Below are 16444 nucleotides of genomic sequence, written 5' to 3'. Positions count from 1 at the left end.
GTGCGCCGCATGGCATCTCGCGTGCGGCACCTCACCTTCGACTGCTCCGACGCCTACCGCCTGGGACGGTTCTGGGCCGCCGTCCTGGACGGCGCACTGGCCGACGACGACGCCCCGGGAGACCCCGAGGCGCTGGTCACCGCCCAGGGTTCGGCGCTGCTGTTCCTGGCGGTGCCGGAGGGCAAGGCCGTGAAGAACCGGCTGCATGTGGACCTCCAACCCCAGGACCGGTCGCGGGACGAGGAGGTGGCCCGCGTCCTCGCCCTGGGGGCCACGCTGGTGGCCGACCACCGCAGGCCCGACGGCACGGGCTGGGTGACCCTGGCCGACCCCGAGGGCAACGAGTTCTGCGTCGAACGCAGCGCCGCCGAGCGGGCGCAGCATCCCTGAGCCGCCCGCATGCGGGGCCGCCCGTCCCGCGCCGACACCGCTTCCCGGTGCCGACGTTGTACGACCGACGGGACTTCACACGGAACCTTGACGTGCAACTGTTGTGCGCGCGCAACCGGGCATCCCGCCTTGGAGAACTCGACGGTGTTGACGTCAACTCTCCCACTGGGCACGACCTTCGGACAGCGCTCCCAGCACATGGTGATCTGCGGCGACGACGGGCTCGCCCACCGACTCGCGGAGACCCTGGACGGGGTGTGCGGCGAGGCGGTCACCGTTGGTGGTGGCCGCCACGATGAACGCCGGCGACGCCCTCCGCAAGGGCTCCGTCGGGCATCCGCCGGCCCAGGACCTCAGCGGCCACCTCGTGCTGGTCGGCCTGGGCACGGTCGGCACCCGGGTACTCGCCCAACTGCGCACCACCGAGCACCAGGTGGTCGTCGTCGGCACTCGACGCGCGCCCTCCCTCGCGGCCGCCATGACGGGGCGTCATGTGCTGGGGATCATGCCGGTCGAACGGGGGTCGCTGCTGTTCACCACCGTGGATGTCGCCGGGCACCCGGAGCTGGAGGGGGGCCGTCCACCAGGCGTTCCGGCAGTACGAGTGGCGGGTCCTGGCCGTCGGGCCGGCCGAAGCGCCGTCCTCGCGCGCCGCGCCCCGTCCGCCGCAACGGCAGCGGCCGTGATGGCCGGGACTTCCGTTGTCGCGATGTGCGATGTGCGATGTTGCGATCGAGTTGTCCGGATGCCAGGACGGTACGGAGGGCGGCCTCCGTGCCGGGCCGTTCGGATTCCGTCAGGGAATTGGCTCCCGTGCGCACACGCGGCCGGACGGGGCACCACCGTGGAGCGGACCCCGACCGGCGGGGCGCAGAAGGGGAGGTCCGTGGTGAGCGCGGAGCACATCGTGGGGGTGTTGGTGGCGGTGGCGCTGGTCGGGCTGCTGGTGGCCGGAGTCAAGTTCCCGGACCGGTTCTGAGCCGGCGCCGGGCTGTCGGGCCGGGCGGCCCGATCGTGGTCGGGGGCCCGGGTCGCGATGACCACCGCGCGGGCGGTCAGTCCTCGCCCAGTCCGGCCTCTTCGAGGTCCAGACCGCGTTGCAGCCGGCGCCGCGTGGTGTCACTTATGTGGTGGTCCGCGTACAGCCGTTGGAGCTGGTTGGATTCGGCGGCTATCACGGTGCGACGCAGCTCCCGGTAGGTGGTGGCCGAGGCCCAGGTGGACGGCGTGGTGTCGTCGTCCTGGTCGGCGTCGGCCTGGTCCAGGCGGACCAGCAGGCCGCGACGCAGCTGGTCGATCAGCGCGGTGGGCGCCGCCTCGGCCGCCTCCAACTCGTCCAGGCAGGCCAGACCGGCCGTGGCCAGTCCGGCGCGGGCGCGGGCCTCTTCGCGGGCGGTGTGCTCCGGCTCCAGCGCGATCCCGGACCAGCGGACGACCGGCGCGAGGGTGAAGCCCTGCAGGACGAGGGTGAAGACGACCACGCCGGTGGTCAGCACCAGGATCAGCGGGCGGTGCGGCAGCGGGCTGCCGTCACCGGCGGCCAGCGGGATGGACAGCGCGGCGGCCAGCGGCATCACCCCGCGGGTGCCGGCCCAGGAGACCACCGCCGGGATGCGCCAGGTGACCGTGCCGTTGCCGCGTCGGCGCTGCATGACGGCGGAGAGCGGCAGCACCCCCAGCAGCCGCACGGCGATCACGGTGCTGGCCACCGCGAGCACGCCCAGCGGCCAGGCTCGGTCGGACACGTTCAACTGGCGTACCAGTGCGGGGAGTTCCAGCCCTATCAGCGCGAAGACGACGCTCTCCAGCAGGAACACCACCGTGCCGTAGACGGCGTGGACCTGGAGGCGGATGGTGGCGTTGGTGAGCCGGTGCCCGGTGCTGCCGAGCACCACCCCGGCGACCACCACCGCGGTGACCCCGGAGGCGTGCAGATCCTCGGCCAGGACGTACGAGGCGTAGGGCGTGACGAGGGCGGTCACCGTCTCCAGGATCGGGTCCTCGGTCCGCCGCCGGATCAGCGCCACCAGGGCCGCGACGGCGCCGCCGACCAGCGCCCCACCGCCGCCCAGGACCAGGAACTGGCGGCCGGCCGACGGCAGGGTGACGGCATGGGCCGCTGCCGCGGTGCCCACCGCCACCTTGAAGAGCACCAGGCTGGTGGCGTCGTTGAACAGGCTCTCGGACTGGACCAGGACCTGTATCCGCGGCGGCAGCGCGATCTTGCGGCCGAGCGCCGTCACGGCGACCGGGTCGGTGCTCGCCAGCACGGCACCCAGGACGAACGCCATGGTGGGGGAGAGCGGGGTGACCGCGGATGCCACGGCTCCGACGGCGGCCGCGGTGGCCAGCACCAGACCGAAGGCGAGCACTGTCACCGGCCGCCACACCACTCGTAGTTCGCGCCAGGGGATCTCCTCGGCGGAGGCGTACAGCAATGGAGGCAGCACCACCACGCTGATCACCTCGGGCGCCACCTGGACATCCCGGAGCCAGGGCAGCAGCCCGATCAGCAGCCCGCCGACGACCAGCAGTGAAGGGGCGGGGATGCGCCAGTGACGGGCGCCGGTGGCCACCAACGTGGCGAACACCACGAGGAGGAGAATGGCAGTCAGGTCGGTCACGCGCTCGTCTCTCGATGGCTCCGGCTGTTGTTGAACCGTCGCCGACCAGACTTCCCGGCACTCCGCTGGAAAACCTACCGGGTTTTAGCGAGTTACTGCCACGGTTCCTACGCCCTGCGGGCGCGTTCGGACATGACGACCGGACCTTTCGCAGGGGAGGGACGAGGGGGTGCGGTCGTGCGTGGTGGCCGCCGCCCCGAATACGCCGCCCCGGAACGGGCGACTACGCGACCGTCAGCAGCGTCAGCGACAGCAGTAGGACGGCCGCACCGCCGGCGATGAAGGCCCGTTCCAGGCCCAGGTGTTCCCGTCCCTGGACGACGACGGTCCGTGGATCGGCGGGGTCGTAGCGGAGGAGCACGCGGTCGCCGTCGGTGAGCGGACGCCGGCGGGTCGGTGCCACGGGGCAGACGATCTCCATCACGCGCTCGTCGTCGGTCACGAACTGGAGCAGCGGACGCGGTCGGCCCGACCCGTCGGAGGTGCGGCCCGGGGGCTGCTTGACCAGGGCCGCCACGCCCACCCCGGTCCGCTGCACCCGGCGCACCTGCCGGAGCCCGAACAGCCCGGCCAGCACGCCGAGCAGGCCGCCGAACGCGGCGATTCCCGCCAGCACGGCCACCGCCCCCGTGTCCATCGACGCTCCTTCCTCCGGATGCGCCGCGCACCCGGTCTCGCGTGGCTGCGTGGCTGCGCGCATCAGCCGAGCTCCACCGCTTCCACCGGCGCCTTCTGTGCCGCTGCGGCGGGCAGGGAGAGGACCATGGTCAGCCCGCCGCCCGGGGTGTCCTCGGGGTCGAGGGTGCCGCCCATCGCCTCGGCCAGGCCCCGGGAGAGCGCGAGGCCCAGTCCCAGGCCGCTGGTGTTGTCGCGGTCGCCCAGCCGCTGGAACGGCACGAAGATCCGGTCCCGGTCCTCCGGCGGCAGCCCGGGGCCCTTGTCGACGACCCGCAGCTCGACCCGTCGGCCCAGGGCACTGGCGGTGATCAGCACCCGCTGCCCGGCGTCGGAGTGGCGCACCGCATTGGTGACGAGGTTGGCGATGACCCGTTCCAGGAGCGGCGGGTCGGCGAGGACGTCGCAAACCTCCGTCAGGCCCTGGGTCTCGATCCGTACCGGGGACGCGGCCAGAGTGGACAGGGCCGTCGGCAGGACGTCGGCGAAGGCGGTGGGCTGGAGGTTCAGGGCGAGCGCGCCGGCGCGGAGCCGGCTCATGTCCAGGAGGTTGTCGACCAGTCGGTTGAGCTGGATCAGCGAGTCCTCGGCGGTGGCCAGCAGTTCCTCGCGTTCGGCCGGGGTGAAGTCCACGTCCGCGCTGCGCAGGGAGCTGATCGCGGCGCGTCCGCCGGCCAGCGGTGTCCGCAGGTCGTGGCTGACCGCGGCCAGCAGCGCGGTGCGCAGCCGGTCCGCCGCCTTGACGGGTTCGACCTCGGCGGCGGCCTCCACCAGTCGGGCGCGGTCGAGGGCGGCGGCCAGATGGGCGGCGAAGGCGGTCAGTACGCGGTGTTCGGAGGCGGGCAGCCGGCGGCCGCGGAGGACGAGCAGGCGGTCCGGTCCGGCCGGCACCTTCACCAGGCCGTCGCTCTCCTCGTCGGCGTCGGCGTCGAGGTCGGCACGCGGGACGAGCTCGGCGGACGTCATGCCGAACGACTCCCGGGTGCGCTCCAGCAGCACCGCGACCCCCTGCTCGCCACGGAGGATGGTGCCGGCCATGGACGACAGCGTCTCGGCCTCCGCGGTGGCGCTGGCGGCCCGCCGGGACAGCCGCAGGGAGCGGTCCACCAGGGCGGCGACGGTGCCCGCGACCAGCGCGAAGACGGCGAGCGCCAGCGCGTTGTTGGGCTCGGTGATGGTGAACTCGCCGCTGGGCGGGATGAAGTAGTAGTTGAGCAGCAGCGACGCGGTGAGCGAGGCGAGCAGCGCGGAGACCACGCCGCCGAAGCAGGCCACGCCGACGACGGTCACCAGGAAGAGCAGCGCCTCGCTGGTCAGGTTGAGGGCGCCCCGGGTGTGGGTGAGCACGGTGGTCAGGAGGGAGGGGAGGACGAGGCCGGCCACCGGGCCCGCGACGCGTCGGGAGTGCGGCAGCTGCCAGCCGGGCATCGTCAACCGGCGGCCGCGGCCGGCCCGTTCGTGGGTGACCATGTGGACGTCGATGTCGCCGGACAGCTCGACGGTGTCCTCCCCGATGCCGCGCGGTGCCACCAGCCGGGACAGCCAGCTGCGGCGGCTGGTGCCCAGGACGAGCTGGGTGGCGTTCTCGGCGCGGGCGAAGTCCAGCAGCGCGGTGGGCACATGGTCGCCGACGACGGAGTGGTAGCTGCCGCCCAGCTTCTCCACCAGGGCGCGCTGCTTGGCGAGCGCGGCGGGGGAGGCGTAGGCGAGACCGTCGCTGCGGGCGACGTGGACGGCCAGCAGGTCGCCGCCCGACGACCGGCCCGCGATCCGCTCCGCGCGGCGGATCAGCGTCTCGCCCTCCGGGCCGCCGGTGAGCGCCACCACCACGCGTTCGCGGGTCTCCCAGACCGTGCCGATGCCGTGTTCGGACCGGTACCTCTGCAGGGTCTCGTCGACCCGGCCCGCGACCCACAGGAGCGCCAGCTCCCGAAGGGCCGTCAGATTCCCGATGCGGAAGTAGTGCGCGAGCGCGGCGTCGACCTTCTCGGGCTGGTAGATGTTGCCGTGCGCCATACGTCGGCGCAGCGCCTCGGCGGGCATGTCCACCAGCTCGATCTGGTCGGCGCGGCGGACCACCTCGTCCGGCACGGTCTCCCGCTGCGGGACTCCGGTGATCTTCTCGACCACGTCGTTGAGCGACTCCAGGTGCTGGACGTTGACGGTGGTGACCACGTCGATGCCGGCGGCCAGCAGCTCGTCGATGTCCTGCCAGCGCTTGGCGTTGCGGCCGCCGGGCACGTTGGTGTGCGGCAGTTCGTCGACCAGGGCGACCGCGGGGCGACGGGCGAGGACGGCGTCCAGATCCAGCTCGGTGAAGGTCGTACCGCGGTAGGAGCGGTGCAGCCGCGGGACGACCTCCAGCCCGGCGAGCTGCTCCTCGGTGTGCCGCCGGCCGTGGCACTCGGCATACGCCACCACCACGTCGGTGCCGCGCCGCAGTCGCCGGCGCCCCTCGTCCAGCATCCGGTACGTCTTGCCCACGCCGGGCGCCGCGCCGAGGAACACCTTGAGCTTCCCCGGGCGTGCGTCCGGCGCCCCGGCCGCGACCCCATTCGGCGCCACCGAAAGCCCCTCCCTCGCCATTCCGCCACGATCCCACGGCGCCTGGTTCGGCGAGGGGACCTCGGGCGGCCGAGCGGACATGGGTTGGGTGCCATGGTCACACCACCGCGGCCGGGCCGCGGCAGAACGGGGGGATGTTGACGTTTTCCTGATCCGGGCAGCTCGGAGCGCCCAGAGTCCGTCAGCCCGGTGCGTGCCTGAGCCCGGGGCCGCCCGCCCGGACCGCGTCGGCCAGTGCCTGGTTCAGCTCCACCACATCGACGTACGGCTCGCCCAGGAAGCCCAGGTCCCGGCCGTGGAGCTGACGGGTGACCAGGCGCCGGACCAGCGTGGGGGAGCGGTGCCGGGCCCGCGCGACCCGCCCGACCTGCTGGTAGGCGTACGCCGGGGAGATCGCCGGATCGAGGCCGGAGCCGCTGCCGGTCAGGGCGTCCGCGGGAACGGTCGCGGGCGGCACGCCGTCGAAGGCGGCGACCGCGGCGCGGCGGGCCCGGACGGTCGCGGTGAGCAGGGGATTGGTGGGGCCGAGGTTGCCGGCCCCGGAGGCGTCGGCGTCGTAGCCGCCGGCGGACGGGCGGGGCTGGAACCACGCCGGGTCGGGGCGCGGGACCTCGTGCGGATCGCCCGGGTCGCGCCGCGGGAGGTCGAAGTTCTGGCCGATCAGGCGGGAGGCCACCGCGGTGCCGTGCATCCGCACCACGGACCCGTCGGCCCGCTCGGCGAGCCCGGCCTGGGCGATGCCGGTGACCAGCAGCGGATAGCCGATGCCGGTGACCGCGGTGAACACCAGCAGCATCCGCAGCGCGGCCAGATGGCGGCGCAGTACGGCGGGAAGCGGGAGGCGCGCCATGGTGCCCTCTCCTCTCGGCGCCGGCCCGTCAGCGCAGGCCGGGGAGGAACTGGATGACGAGGTCGAGCAGTTTGATGCCGAGGAACGGCAGGACGAGCCCGCCGAGCCCGTAGAGCCGGATGTTGCGGCGCAGCAGTTCGGCGGCGGAGGACGGGCGGTAGCGCACACCGCGCAGCGCGAGCGGGATCAGCGCGACGATGATCAGCGCGTTGAAGACGACGGCCGAGGTGATCGCCGAGGCCGGGCTGTGCAGCCGCATGATGTTGAGCCGGTCCAGGCCCGGATAGACGCCGGCGAACATCGCGGGGATGATCGCGAAGTACTTGGCGACGTCGTTGGCGATGGAGAAGGTGGTCAATGCGCCGCGGGTGATGAGGAGTTGCTTGCCGATCTCGACGATCTCGATGAGCTTGGTCGGGTTGGAGTCGAGGTCGACCATGTTGCCGGCCTCCTTGGCGGCCGACGTACCGGTGTTCATCGCCACGCCCACGTCGGCCTGGGCCAGCGCCGGGGCGTCGTTCGTCCCGTCCCCGGTCATCGCGACGAGCTTGCCGCCCTCCTGCTCGCGCCGGATCAGCGCCATCTTGTCCTCGGGCGCGGCCTCGGCCAGGAAGTCGTCCACGCCCGCCTCCTGCGCGATGGCATGGGCGGTGAGCGGGTTGTCGCCGGTGATCATGACGGTTCTGATGCCCATCCGGCGCAGCCGGTCGAACCGGTCGCGCATGCCCTCCTTCACGACGTCCTTGAGGTGGACGACGCCCAGCACCCTGGCGTCCGGCGACCCACCGCTCCGGGTCACCTGGCCGACGACCAGCGGGGTCCCGCCGCCCGCCGAGATGCCGTCGACGACGTGACCGACGTCGGCGGTGGGGTGCCCGCCGTTGTCGCGGACCCAGCGCATCACCGCGGTCGCCGCGCCCTTGCGCAGCGAGCGCCGCTCCGGCGGAGCTCCGAGGTCGACGCCGCTCATCCGGCTCTGCGCGGAGAAGGGCACGAACACGGCCCCGTCCAGCTCGCCCTCCTCCCGGCCGCGCAGCGCGTACTGCTCCTTGGCGAGGACGACGATCGACCGGCCTTCGGGGGTCTCGTCGGCGAGTGAGGACAGCTGGGCGGCGTCGGCGAGTTCGTCCACGCCCACCCCCGGCACCGGCAGGAACGCGGCGGCCTGCCGGTTGCCGAGGGTGATGGTGCCGGTCTTGTCCAGCAGCAGGGTGTTGACGTCGCCCGCGGCCTCCACCGCGCGTCCCGACATCGCCAGCACGTTGCGCTGCACCAGCCGGTCCATGCCGGCGATGCCGATGGCGGGCAGCAGTGCGCCGATCGTGGTGGGGATCAGCGCCACGACCAGCGCGACGAGGATGACCAGGGGCTGTTCGGCGCCGGCGTAGACGGCGAACGGCTGGAGCGTCACCACCGCGACCAGGAAGACGATCGTCAGCGACGCGAGCAGGACGTTCAGCGCGATCTCGTTCGGCGTCCGCTGCCGGGCCGCCCCCTCGACGAGGGCGATCATCCGGTCGATGAAGGTCTCCCCGGGCCGGGCGGTGATCCGGACCACGATCCGGTCCGAGAGCACCTTCGTGCCGCCGGTGACGGCCGACCGGTCGCCGCCGGACTCCCGGATCACCGGCGCCGACTCCCCGGTGACGGCCGACTCGTCGACGCTCGCGATGCCCTCGACGACGTCGCCGTCGCCCGGGATGGGCTGGCCGGCTTCGACGATCACATGGTCGCCCAACCGCAGGGCGGTGCACGGTACTTCGGCCTCGACGAGGTCGGTGGCGCCGGGCCGCCAGTCGGTGAGCCGGCGCGCCGTGGTGGTGGTCCTGGTGCGGCGCAACGTGGCCGCCTGCGCCTTGCCGCGGCCCTCCGCCACCGCCTCGGCGAGGTTGGCGAACACCACGGTCAGCCACAGCCAGACGGTGATCACCCAGGCGAAGAGGCCGGGCGTCCGGATCGCCGACAGCGTCGTCAGCGCCGCACCGACCTCGACCACGAACATCACCGGGCTGTGGAACATCCGCCGCGGATCCAGCTTCCGCAGCGCGTCGGGGAGCGCGCGCAGCACCTGCCGGGAATCCAGCAGCCCGCCCGGGACCCGCTCCGGCGGGCGGCCGGAGTCCGGCGGCACGGCGGACGGAGCGGCGGTCGAGGACATCAGCGCAGCCCCTCCGCGAGCGGGCCCAGTGCCAGCGCCGGGAAGTACGTCAGACCGACGACGACGAGGACCACGCCGGTCAACAGGCCGATGAACTGCGGTCGGTGGGTGGGCAGGGTGCCCGCGGTGACCGGCACCGGCCGCTGTCCGGCGAGCGAGCCGGCCAGCGCCAGCACGAACACCATCGGCAGGAAGCGGCCCAGCAGCATCACCACACCGAGGACCGTGTTGTACCAGACGGTGTCGGCGCTCAGCCCGGCGAACGCCGACCCGTTGTTGTTGGCCGCCGACGTCAGCGCGTACAGCACCTCCGAGAAGCCGTGCGGGCCCGGATTGAGCATCGCCGCGCGCTCGCCGGGGAACGCCATCGCCAGTCCCGCACCGACGAGGACCAGCGCGGGCGTGGTCAGGATGTACAGCGAGGCGAACCGCATCTCCCGGCCGCGCAGTTTCTTGCCCAGGTACTCCGGCGTCCGGCCGACCATCAGCCCGGCGACGAACACCGCGACCAGCGCCAGGATCAGGATGCCGTAGAGCCCGGAGCCGGTGCCGCCGGGCGCGATCTCCCCCAGCATCATGTTGAAGATCGTCATCCCGCCGCCGCCCGGAGTGTAGGAGTCATGGGCCGAGTTGGTGGCTCCGCAGGACGTGAGGGTGGTGGAGACCGCGAACAGCGCCGAGGCCCAGATCCCGAACCGGGTCTCCTTGCCCTCCGTCATCGCGCCGGCCGCACCGCCGGCCGGACTGCTCACGCGGTACAGCTCGTTGGCGGTCACCAGGGCGACCGAGGCGGCCCACAGCACCGCCATGACGGCGACCAGCGCATAGCCCTGGCGACGGTCGCCGACCATCGCGCCGAAGGTCCGCGGCAGCGAGAACGGGATCACCAGCATCAGATAGATCTCGATCAGGTTGGTCAGTCCGCTGGGATTCTCGAACGGGTGCGCGGAGTTGGCGCCGAAGAAGCCGCCGCCGTTGGTGCCCAGCTCCTTGATCGCCTCCTGGGAGGCGACCGGTCCGCCGGGCAGGCTCTGGTGGCCGCCGGCCAGGGTGGTCAGCGCCTGGTCGCCGTGGAGGTTCTGGATGACGCCGGCCGCCACCAGCACCACAGCGAAGACGAAGGCGACCGGCAGCAGCACCCGCAGCACGATCCGGGTCAGGTCCACCCAGAAGTTCCCCACACGGTCGGTGCGTTCGCGGGTGAAGCCGCGGATCAGCGCGGCGACCACGGCGATCCCCACCGCCGCGGAGACGAAGTTCTGCACCGCCAGTCCCGTCATCTGGACCAGGTGCCCCATCGTCGACTCGCCGGAGTACGCCTGCCAGTTGGTGTTGGTGACGAACGACGCCGCTGTGTTGAACGCCAGGTCCGCCGGCACCGGCTTCCGGCCCAGCGAGAGCAGCAGACGGTCCTGCAGGCGCAGGAACGCGTAGAGGAACAGCACCGACACCACGGAGAAGGCCAGCAGACTGCGCAGATAGACCGGCCACCGCTGGTCGGTGTCCCCGTTCACCCCGCCCGCCCGGTAGACCAGGCGCTCCACCCGCCAGTGCCGCCCGGTGGTCAGGACGTGCGCCAGACAGTCGCCCAGCGGACGGTGCGAGAGCGCCAGTGCCACCACCAGCACGGTGACTTGGAGCCAGCCGGCGGCGGCGTCGCCCATGCGGGCCCTCCCTAGAACTTCTCCGGAAAGATCAGGCACAGGACGAGGTAGATCACCAGGCCGGCGGCGACGATCAGGCCGATGATGTTCTCCGCGTTCACCGGCGCCCCACCCCCTTGGCCGCCAGGCCGATCAGGGCGAACACCGCGGCCGTCAGGCCGACATAGGCAACGTCCGACATGCGTGTGGCACCTCGCAGATCATCAGGGGCGGAAGCCCCGTCCCGCCCGGTCATCTGGGTATGTGCGAGTTTCTACGCGTTTGCTCACGTCCAACGGATTCCTGTGATTTTCAGACGCTATATCAGATCTGACGTGACGGCCGCATGCCGCGCCGGTTATGACCGGGCGCGGAGCTGGGCAGGGTGAGCGTCACCGCGAACCCCGCCCCTCGGCCCGATGTCCGCAGCGACCCGTCCATCGCCTCGGCCAGATCACGCGAGAGCCGTAGCGCCAGACTGTCCGCCCGGGAACCGGCTCGCCCCGTCGCCGGACCACCTCCGGACCCGTCCGCCACCCGGATCGCCACCCGGCCGTCGCGGGCCTCCGCGGTGACCACCGGCGGTCGGTCCGGCGGACTGTGGCGCAGCGCATCCGCCCCCAGGGCGGTCAGCGCACGGGTGAGCAGTGCGGCGTCGGCGATCACATCGGGCAGATACGCCGGCAGCCGCAGCACGATCGAGTGGCCACCGGGCCCCAGGTCGTCCAGCGCCGCGCCCAGTGCCTCGTTCAGATCGACCGGACGGAGCGAGAGGTCCAGTGCCCCAGCGTGCAGCCGGCTCAGATCGTCGAGGTCTGTGACGAGCTGGGCCGCGCGGTGCACGGCCGCCCGTGCGGTCTCCAGCAGCCGGCGCTCGTCCGGGGACCGCTCGGGCCTTCCGTGCCGCCGCAGCCGCACCAGCGCGTCCTCGGCGGTGCGCAGCGGCGCCCGTAGATCGTGGCCGGCGGCGAGCAGGAGCGCGGCCCGGGTGCGTTCGGCGTCGGCGAGCGAGGCGCCGGGAGCGGCGGGCCCGGCGCCGCCCCGGGCGTGCGCCAGCCCCAGCTCGGCGGCGCACGCATCGAGCAGCCGCCGGTCCTCCGAACCGAGCCCCGAGCCACGGGCGGCCAATGTCCGGCAGTCGTCCACCGGGCACTCCACGTCAGCCTCGTACGGCCGCTCCGGCGGGTGCTCGCCGGCGCTGGCGACCACGTACCAGCGCGGCACCGGCGACGCCCGCGGATCCCGTTCGAGCAGGCTCACAGCGGTCAGCCCGAAGTTCTCCCGGATCAGCTCCACCAGCGCCGGAAGGTCCTGGCCGCGCAGCACGCCCGCCGCCAGCCGGCTCAGCGTCCGGGCTTCCGACGTCGCCCGCGCAGCCTGCCGGGTGTGCCTGGCGGCCGCCCCCGCCGCGGTGCCGACCAACACGGCCGTGGCGGCGAAGACGACCAGCGCGATCAGCTCGTCGGAGCGCTCGATGTCGAGTGAGTGCAGCGGGGCGGTGAAGTAGAAGTCGGCGAGCAGCGCCGCCGCGACCGCGGCGCCCAGCGCCGGCAGCACCCCGCCCACCAGAGCCACCACCACGACTGCCAGCAGATAGATCACCAGGGCGCCGGCCATGCCCATCTGGCCGCGCCCCGCGGTCAGCAGCAGCGTCAGCAGGGGCAGCACCACCACCGTGCCGGCCACGGCGGCAGCGATGCGCCGCGGCCCCATGCCCTGGCCCGGCCGTGGCATCCGCAGCGCGGCCGAGCCCGCCGCCTCCTCATGCGTGACGATGTGCACGTCGATGGGGCCCGACCCCTTGATCGTCCGCTCGCCCACCCCGGCCCGCAGCAGCGATGCCACCCGGCCGTGCCGGCTCGCGCCCAACACGATCTGGGTGACGCCCTCCGCCTCGGCGAACCGCAGCAGTGCCTGGACCACGTCCTCACCTGTGCTCTGGTGGAAGCTGCCGCCGAGCGACTCCAGCAGGGTGCGCTGGGCTTCCAACGCTGACGGGTCGACGCGGGACAGACCCTCCTCCGGCACCACGTGCAGCGCCAGCAATTCCGTGCCCGGCGTACGCGCGCTGATCCGGGCCGCCCGCCGGATCAGCGTCTCGCCCTCCGGTCCGCCGCTGAGGCCGACGAGGATGCGCTCCCGGGTCTCCCACGGGGCGACGATCCCGTGTTCCGCGCGGTAGCGCTGGAGCCCCTCCTCGACCCGGTCGGCGAGCCACAACAGGGCGATCTCCCGCAGCGCCGTGAGATTGCCGACCCGGAAGTAGTGGGTGAGGGCGGACTCGATGCGGTCCGGCGGATAGATGTCACCGTGCACCATCCGACGGCGCAGCACCTCCGGCGGCAGATCGACCAACTCGATCTGGTCCGCCCGGCGCGCCACCTCGTCGGGCAGGGTCTCCCGCTGCCGCGTCCCGGTGATCTGCCGGACCACGTCGTTCAACGACTCCAGGTGCTGCACATTGAGCGTGGTGACGACGTCGATACCGGCGGCCAACAGCTCCTCCACGTCCTGCCATCGCTTGGCGTTGCGGCTGCCGGGGACGTTGGAATGGGCCAGTTCGTCGACCAGTGCCACCTGCGGACGGCGGGCCAGCACCGCGTCCAGGTCCATCTCGGTGAACCGTGCCCCGCGGTGTCGCAGCGTCCGCCGGGGCACGGTCTCCAGGCCCTCGGCCATGGCCGCCGTCGGCCGCCGCCCGTGCGGCTCGACCAGGCCCACCACCACATCCGCCCCCAGCGCCCGCAGCCGCTGCCCCTCCGCGAGCATGGCGTACGTCTTACCGACCCCGGGGGCGGCCCCGAGGAAGATCCGCAACCGTCCACGTTCCACCGGCGGGCTCCCAACCACCCCCCTCCGTCGTGTCTGTGCCCTTCCATGGTGCTCCGATGTCCGCGCCGGGGCGGCCGGCGCGGAAGCGGCGCAGGCCCGTACGGTCGAACGGGGCGGGCGGGGGACACCGGCCCGCCCCTCGTGGCCTCGGACCCGGCCGCCGTCAGGCCGGCAGGGGCCGCGCCGCCGCGCCGGGCGCGGCCATCCGGCCGGTGCGGTGCAGACCGTACAGCGCCGCACCGCAGGCCGGCCCCAGCAGCGTCAGGACGAGCCAGGGCAGGGCCGACAGCCCGGCCGCCCGAGCGGCATCCAGTGCCGCCCCGGTCAGCAGGTTCCCCACCGTGATGCCCACCCCGCACAGGGTGTTGTAGAGCCCGTAGTGCGTGGCGACCAGCCGGTCACCGGAGAGCCGGACGATGGTGTCCATCTCGAACGGATAGGTGACCATCGTGCCCAGCGCCAGCAGCAGCGCGGTCAGCACCGGCGGCCCGACCGCCAGCGCCCACCGCCCCGGCCCCCCGCCAGGCACCGGCACCGCACTCGCCGCCAACAGCGGGACGAACGCGGCGCCCAGCACCGTCAGCCCCCAGGCCAGTGCCTGGCCCGGGGCGAGGCGGGCCGCGCACCAGGCGGTGACCCGGGTCTGGCCGAAGAGCGTGCCCAGTCCGGAAGCCGCGAACAGCAGCGCCACCGCCACCGTCCCGAACTCCCCTTCCCCGCCCAGCCGTCGGACCTCCAGCGGCAACGCCAGATACATCTGGAACGACAGCACATAGGACCCGATCATGGCGCCGGAGAACAGCAGGAAGGGACGGTTGGCCAGCACCCCGCGCCACTGGCGCAGCACGCCCTCGCGCTCCCCGGACGAACGCCCGGCCGACTCGCCCCGGCGGGCCGGCAGCGCCCGGATCTGCACCGCGCTCAACACCGCGAAGACGCCCGCGGACACCAGGCAGGTCACCGTGAAGTCCACGCCGGTGAGCACCATGCCGACCAACGGGCCGAGCAGGATGCCGGCCTGGTAGAAGACGTTGAACAGCGCGAACGCCTCGACCCTGCGCTCACCCGCGTCGGCGGCCAGATAGGCCCGCACGGCCGGGTTGAACAGCGCACCGGCCAGACCGGTCGCCGCCGACGCCGCGAGCAGCGCAGGCACCGAATCCACCAGCCCGAGCGCGGCGAACCCCACGGTGCGCAGCAGGCAGCCGGCGACGATCAGCGGCTTGTACCCCAGCCGGTCGGCGAGGGTCCCGCCGAGCAGGAACATCCCCTGCTGACTGAAGTTGCGGACGCCCAGCACCAGTCCGACCGCCCACCCGGCCAGGCCCAGTGCCCCCGACAGATGCTGTGCCAGGTAGGGCATCAGCATGTAGAAGCCGAGGTTGATGGTGAACTGGTTGAGCAGCAGCAGCTGCACGCTGCGCTCGTACGAGCGTGCCTGGCGCATCACCGCCTTCACCGGTCCGCACCGCCTTCCGGGGTTTTCCAAGCGCCGGCCGAACTGGCCGAACTGGCCGAGCCGTTCGCGTCCACCGCGCCGACCCGGAGCGACAGCGGATCCACGACGCTGGTGCAGCGGGTCCAGCGGGTGACCTCCTTCTCGTCCGGTCGCCCGATCACCTCCGGCCCGGCCGCCGGCGGAGCGTCCGAAAGGCCGTGCGCCGCGCAGTACTCGTCGTCGTAGACGGTGTGCAGATAGCGTTGGGGCCCGTCGGGGAAGACCGCGACGATCCGGGTGCCCGGGCCGCTGGTGCGGGCCAGCCAACCCGCCGCCAGCGCGACCGCTCCCACGCTCCACCCGCCGGTGGCGTAGTGCGAGGCGGCCAGGCGCCGGCAGGTCCACACGGCCTCGGCCGGCGCCACCCAGTGGACCTCGTCGAAGCGGTCGTAGGCGACGTTGCGGGGGAAGATGCTCGATCCCAGGCCGCGCATCAGCCGAGGGCGGGCCGGCTGGCCGAAGATGGTCGAACCCACGGTGTCGACACCGACCACCTTCAGCGCCGGGTAGAGACTGCGGAGCACTCCGGACAGTCCGGCGGAGTGCCCGCCCGTCCCGACGCTGCACACCAGTACGTCGATGTGGCCGAGACCGGCGGCGAGTTCCAGGGCGAGCGGGGTGTAGGCGGCGACGTTGTCGGGGTTGTGGTACTGGTCGGGGCACCAGGCACCGGGGTCTCCGGCGAGCAGGGCGCGGACCCGGTCACGGCGGGCCTGCTGCCAACCACCCGTCGGATGCGGCTCGCTGACGAGGTCCACCCGGGCCCCGTGCGCCGCCAACAGCCGCGCCATCGACGGTTCCAGGCCCGGATCGGTGACCACGGTGACGGGATGGCCGTGCACCAGCCCCGCCAGCGCGAGCCCCAGGCCCAGCGTGCCGCTGGTCGACTCGATGATCCGGCCACCGGGACGCAGCTCACCGCGTGCCTTGGCCCGTTCCACCATGTGCAGGGCCGGCCGGTCCTTGATACCGCCGGGGTTGAAACCCTCCAACTTGGCCCAGAATCCGGTGCCGGACGGGCAGAGCGGCTCGGAGACGTACAGCAGCGGGGTGTTGCCGACCAGCCCGGGCAGGGACGGGCGGCCGAGCGGAGCGTTGGTACTGAGCAGAGAGGTCATGGCGTCTTCTCGTTCGTCGGAGTGCGTCATGTTGATCGGCGTGGCGACACGTTCGCCGGGGTGCGGCAGGTCCGCGGGGTGCGACATTCGT

General features: G+C 72.9%; 13 protein-coding genes. 2 read left to right on the top strand and 11 right to left on the bottom strand.

Annotated features, from left to right (window positions below; translation table 11 throughout):
- Nucleotides 1-9: 9 nt before the first annotated feature.
- Nucleotides 10-390, top strand: a complete 381-nt coding sequence (locus tag K2224_RS18845; protein WP_221907685.1) for a VOC family protein — start codon at nucleotides 10-12, stop codon at nucleotides 388-390.
- Nucleotides 391-661: 271 nt separating this feature from the next.
- On the opposite strand, the gene K2224_RS18840 is transcribed toward K2224_RS18845, so the two are convergent.
- Complete coding sequence (locus K2224_RS18840) at nucleotides 662-883, bottom strand: hypothetical protein (RefSeq protein ID WP_221907684.1); 222 nt, start codon at nucleotides 881-883, stop codon at nucleotides 662-664.
- A gap of 396 nt (nucleotides 884-1279) precedes the next feature.
- On the opposite strand from K2224_RS18840, the gene K2224_RS18835 reads away from it, so the two are divergent.
- Nucleotides 1280-1369 carry a hypothetical protein gene (locus tag K2224_RS18835; protein ID WP_018539510.1) on the top strand — a complete coding sequence of 30 codons (90 nt, stop codon included), beginning with the start codon at nucleotides 1280-1282 and terminating at the stop codon, nucleotides 1367-1369.
- Nucleotides 1370-1445: 76 nt separating this feature from the next.
- Here the strand turns inward: K2224_RS18835 and K2224_RS18830 are convergent, their stop codons facing one another.
- The 10 genes from K2224_RS18830 to K2224_RS18785 all read right to left on the bottom strand — a co-directional run bounded on the left by K2224_RS18830 (nucleotide 1446) and on the right by K2224_RS18785 (nucleotide 16353).
- Nucleotides 1446-3014: a Na+/H+ antiporter gene (locus K2224_RS18830; protein WP_221907683.1), complete on the bottom strand. Its 1569-nt coding sequence runs from the start codon at nucleotides 3012-3014 to the stop codon at nucleotides 1446-1448.
- A gap of 223 nt (nucleotides 3015-3237) precedes the next feature.
- Entirely contained in the window at nucleotides 3238-3651 is a 414-nt protein-coding gene (locus K2224_RS18825; RefSeq protein ID WP_221907682.1) for a DUF3592 domain-containing protein, read from the bottom strand.
- A gap of 62 nt (nucleotides 3652-3713) precedes the next feature.
- Nucleotides 3714-6275: an ATP-binding protein gene (locus K2224_RS18820; protein WP_221907681.1), complete on the bottom strand. Its 2562-nt coding sequence runs from the start codon at nucleotides 6273-6275 to the stop codon at nucleotides 3714-3716.
- A gap of 160 nt (nucleotides 6276-6435) precedes the next feature.
- Nucleotides 6436-7104 (bottom strand): potassium-transporting ATPase subunit C, encoded by a 669-nt coding sequence (locus K2224_RS18815; RefSeq protein WP_221907680.1) that lies wholly within the window; start codon nucleotides 7102-7104, stop codon nucleotides 6436-6438.
- 28 nt (nucleotides 7105-7132) lie between these two features.
- Nucleotides 7133-9262, bottom strand: coding sequence for a potassium-transporting ATPase subunit KdpB (kdpB, locus tag K2224_RS18810; RefSeq protein WP_221907679.1), 2130 nt, complete (start codon nucleotides 9260-9262; stop codon nucleotides 7133-7135).
- The gene (gene kdpA, locus K2224_RS18805; protein WP_221907678.1) at nucleotides 9262-10926 is read right to left on the bottom strand and encodes a potassium-transporting ATPase subunit KdpA; all 1665 of its coding nucleotides are present in this window, start codon (nucleotides 10924-10926) and stop codon (nucleotides 9262-9264) included. Before kdpA ends, kdpB begins: the two co-directional genes overlap by 1 nt.
- Nucleotides 10927-10937: 11 nt before the next feature.
- Nucleotides 10938-11027 (bottom strand): K(+)-transporting ATPase subunit F, encoded by a 90-nt coding sequence (kdpF, locus tag K2224_RS18800; protein WP_221907677.1) that lies wholly within the window; start codon nucleotides 11025-11027, stop codon nucleotides 10938-10940.
- Nucleotides 11028-11229: 202 nt separating this feature from the next.
- Nucleotides 11230-13737: a DUF4118 domain-containing protein gene (locus tag K2224_RS18795; protein ID WP_221907676.1), complete on the bottom strand. Its 2508-nt coding sequence runs from the start codon at nucleotides 13735-13737 to the stop codon at nucleotides 11230-11232.
- Between the two features lie 163 nt (nucleotides 13738-13900).
- Nucleotides 13901-15184 (bottom strand): MFS transporter, encoded by a 1284-nt coding sequence (locus tag K2224_RS18790; RefSeq protein WP_399018967.1) that lies wholly within the window; start codon nucleotides 15182-15184, stop codon nucleotides 13901-13903.
- An 8-nt stretch (nucleotides 15185-15192) separates the two neighbouring features.
- Nucleotides 15193-16353: a PLP-dependent cysteine synthase family protein gene (locus tag K2224_RS18785; protein WP_260692781.1), complete on the bottom strand. Its 1161-nt coding sequence runs from the start codon at nucleotides 16351-16353 to the stop codon at nucleotides 15193-15195.
- Nucleotides 16354-16444 lie beyond the last annotated feature (91 nt).

This window comes from Streptomyces sp. BHT-5-2, assembly GCF_019774615.1.
In the GTDB taxonomy this organism is placed as follows: domain Bacteria; phylum Actinomycetota; class Actinomycetes; order Streptomycetales; family Streptomycetaceae; genus Streptomyces.
This window is presented reverse-complemented; position numbering and strand designations above follow the sequence as displayed.

Coding starts and splice junctions, on each gene's coding strand:
- K2224_RS18785 (WP_260692781.1), bottom strand. CDS start 16,353: ATGACCTCTCTGCTCAGTACCAACGCTCCGCTCGGCCGCCCGTCCCTG.
- kdpA (WP_221907678.1), bottom strand. CDS start 10,926: ATGGGCGACGCCGCCGCCGGCTGGCTCCAAGTCACCGTGCTGGTGGTG.
- K2224_RS18815 (WP_221907680.1), bottom strand. CDS start 7,104: ATGGCGCGCCTCCCGCTTCCCGCCGTACTGCGCCGCCATCTGGCCGCG.
- K2224_RS18790 (WP_399018967.1), bottom strand. CDS start 15,184: ATGCGCCAGGCACGCTCGTACGAGCGCAGCGTGCAGCTGCTGCTGCTC.
- K2224_RS18820 (WP_221907681.1), bottom strand. CDS start 6,275: ATGGCGAGGGAGGGGCTTTCGGTGGCGCCGAATGGGGTCGCGGCCGGG.
- K2224_RS18840 (WP_221907684.1), bottom strand. CDS start 883: ATGACGCCCCGTCATGGCGGCCGCGAGGGAGGGCGCGCGTCGAGTGCC.
- kdpB (WP_221907679.1), bottom strand. CDS start 9,262: ATGTCCTCGACCGCCGCTCCGTCCGCCGTGCCGCCGGACTCCGGCCGC.
- K2224_RS18845 (WP_221907685.1), top strand. CDS start 10: ATGGCATCTCGCGTGCGGCACCTCACCTTCGACTGCTCCGACGCCTAC.
- K2224_RS18825 (WP_221907682.1), bottom strand. CDS start 3,651: ATGGACACGGGGGCGGTGGCCGTGCTGGCGGGAATCGCCGCGTTCGGC.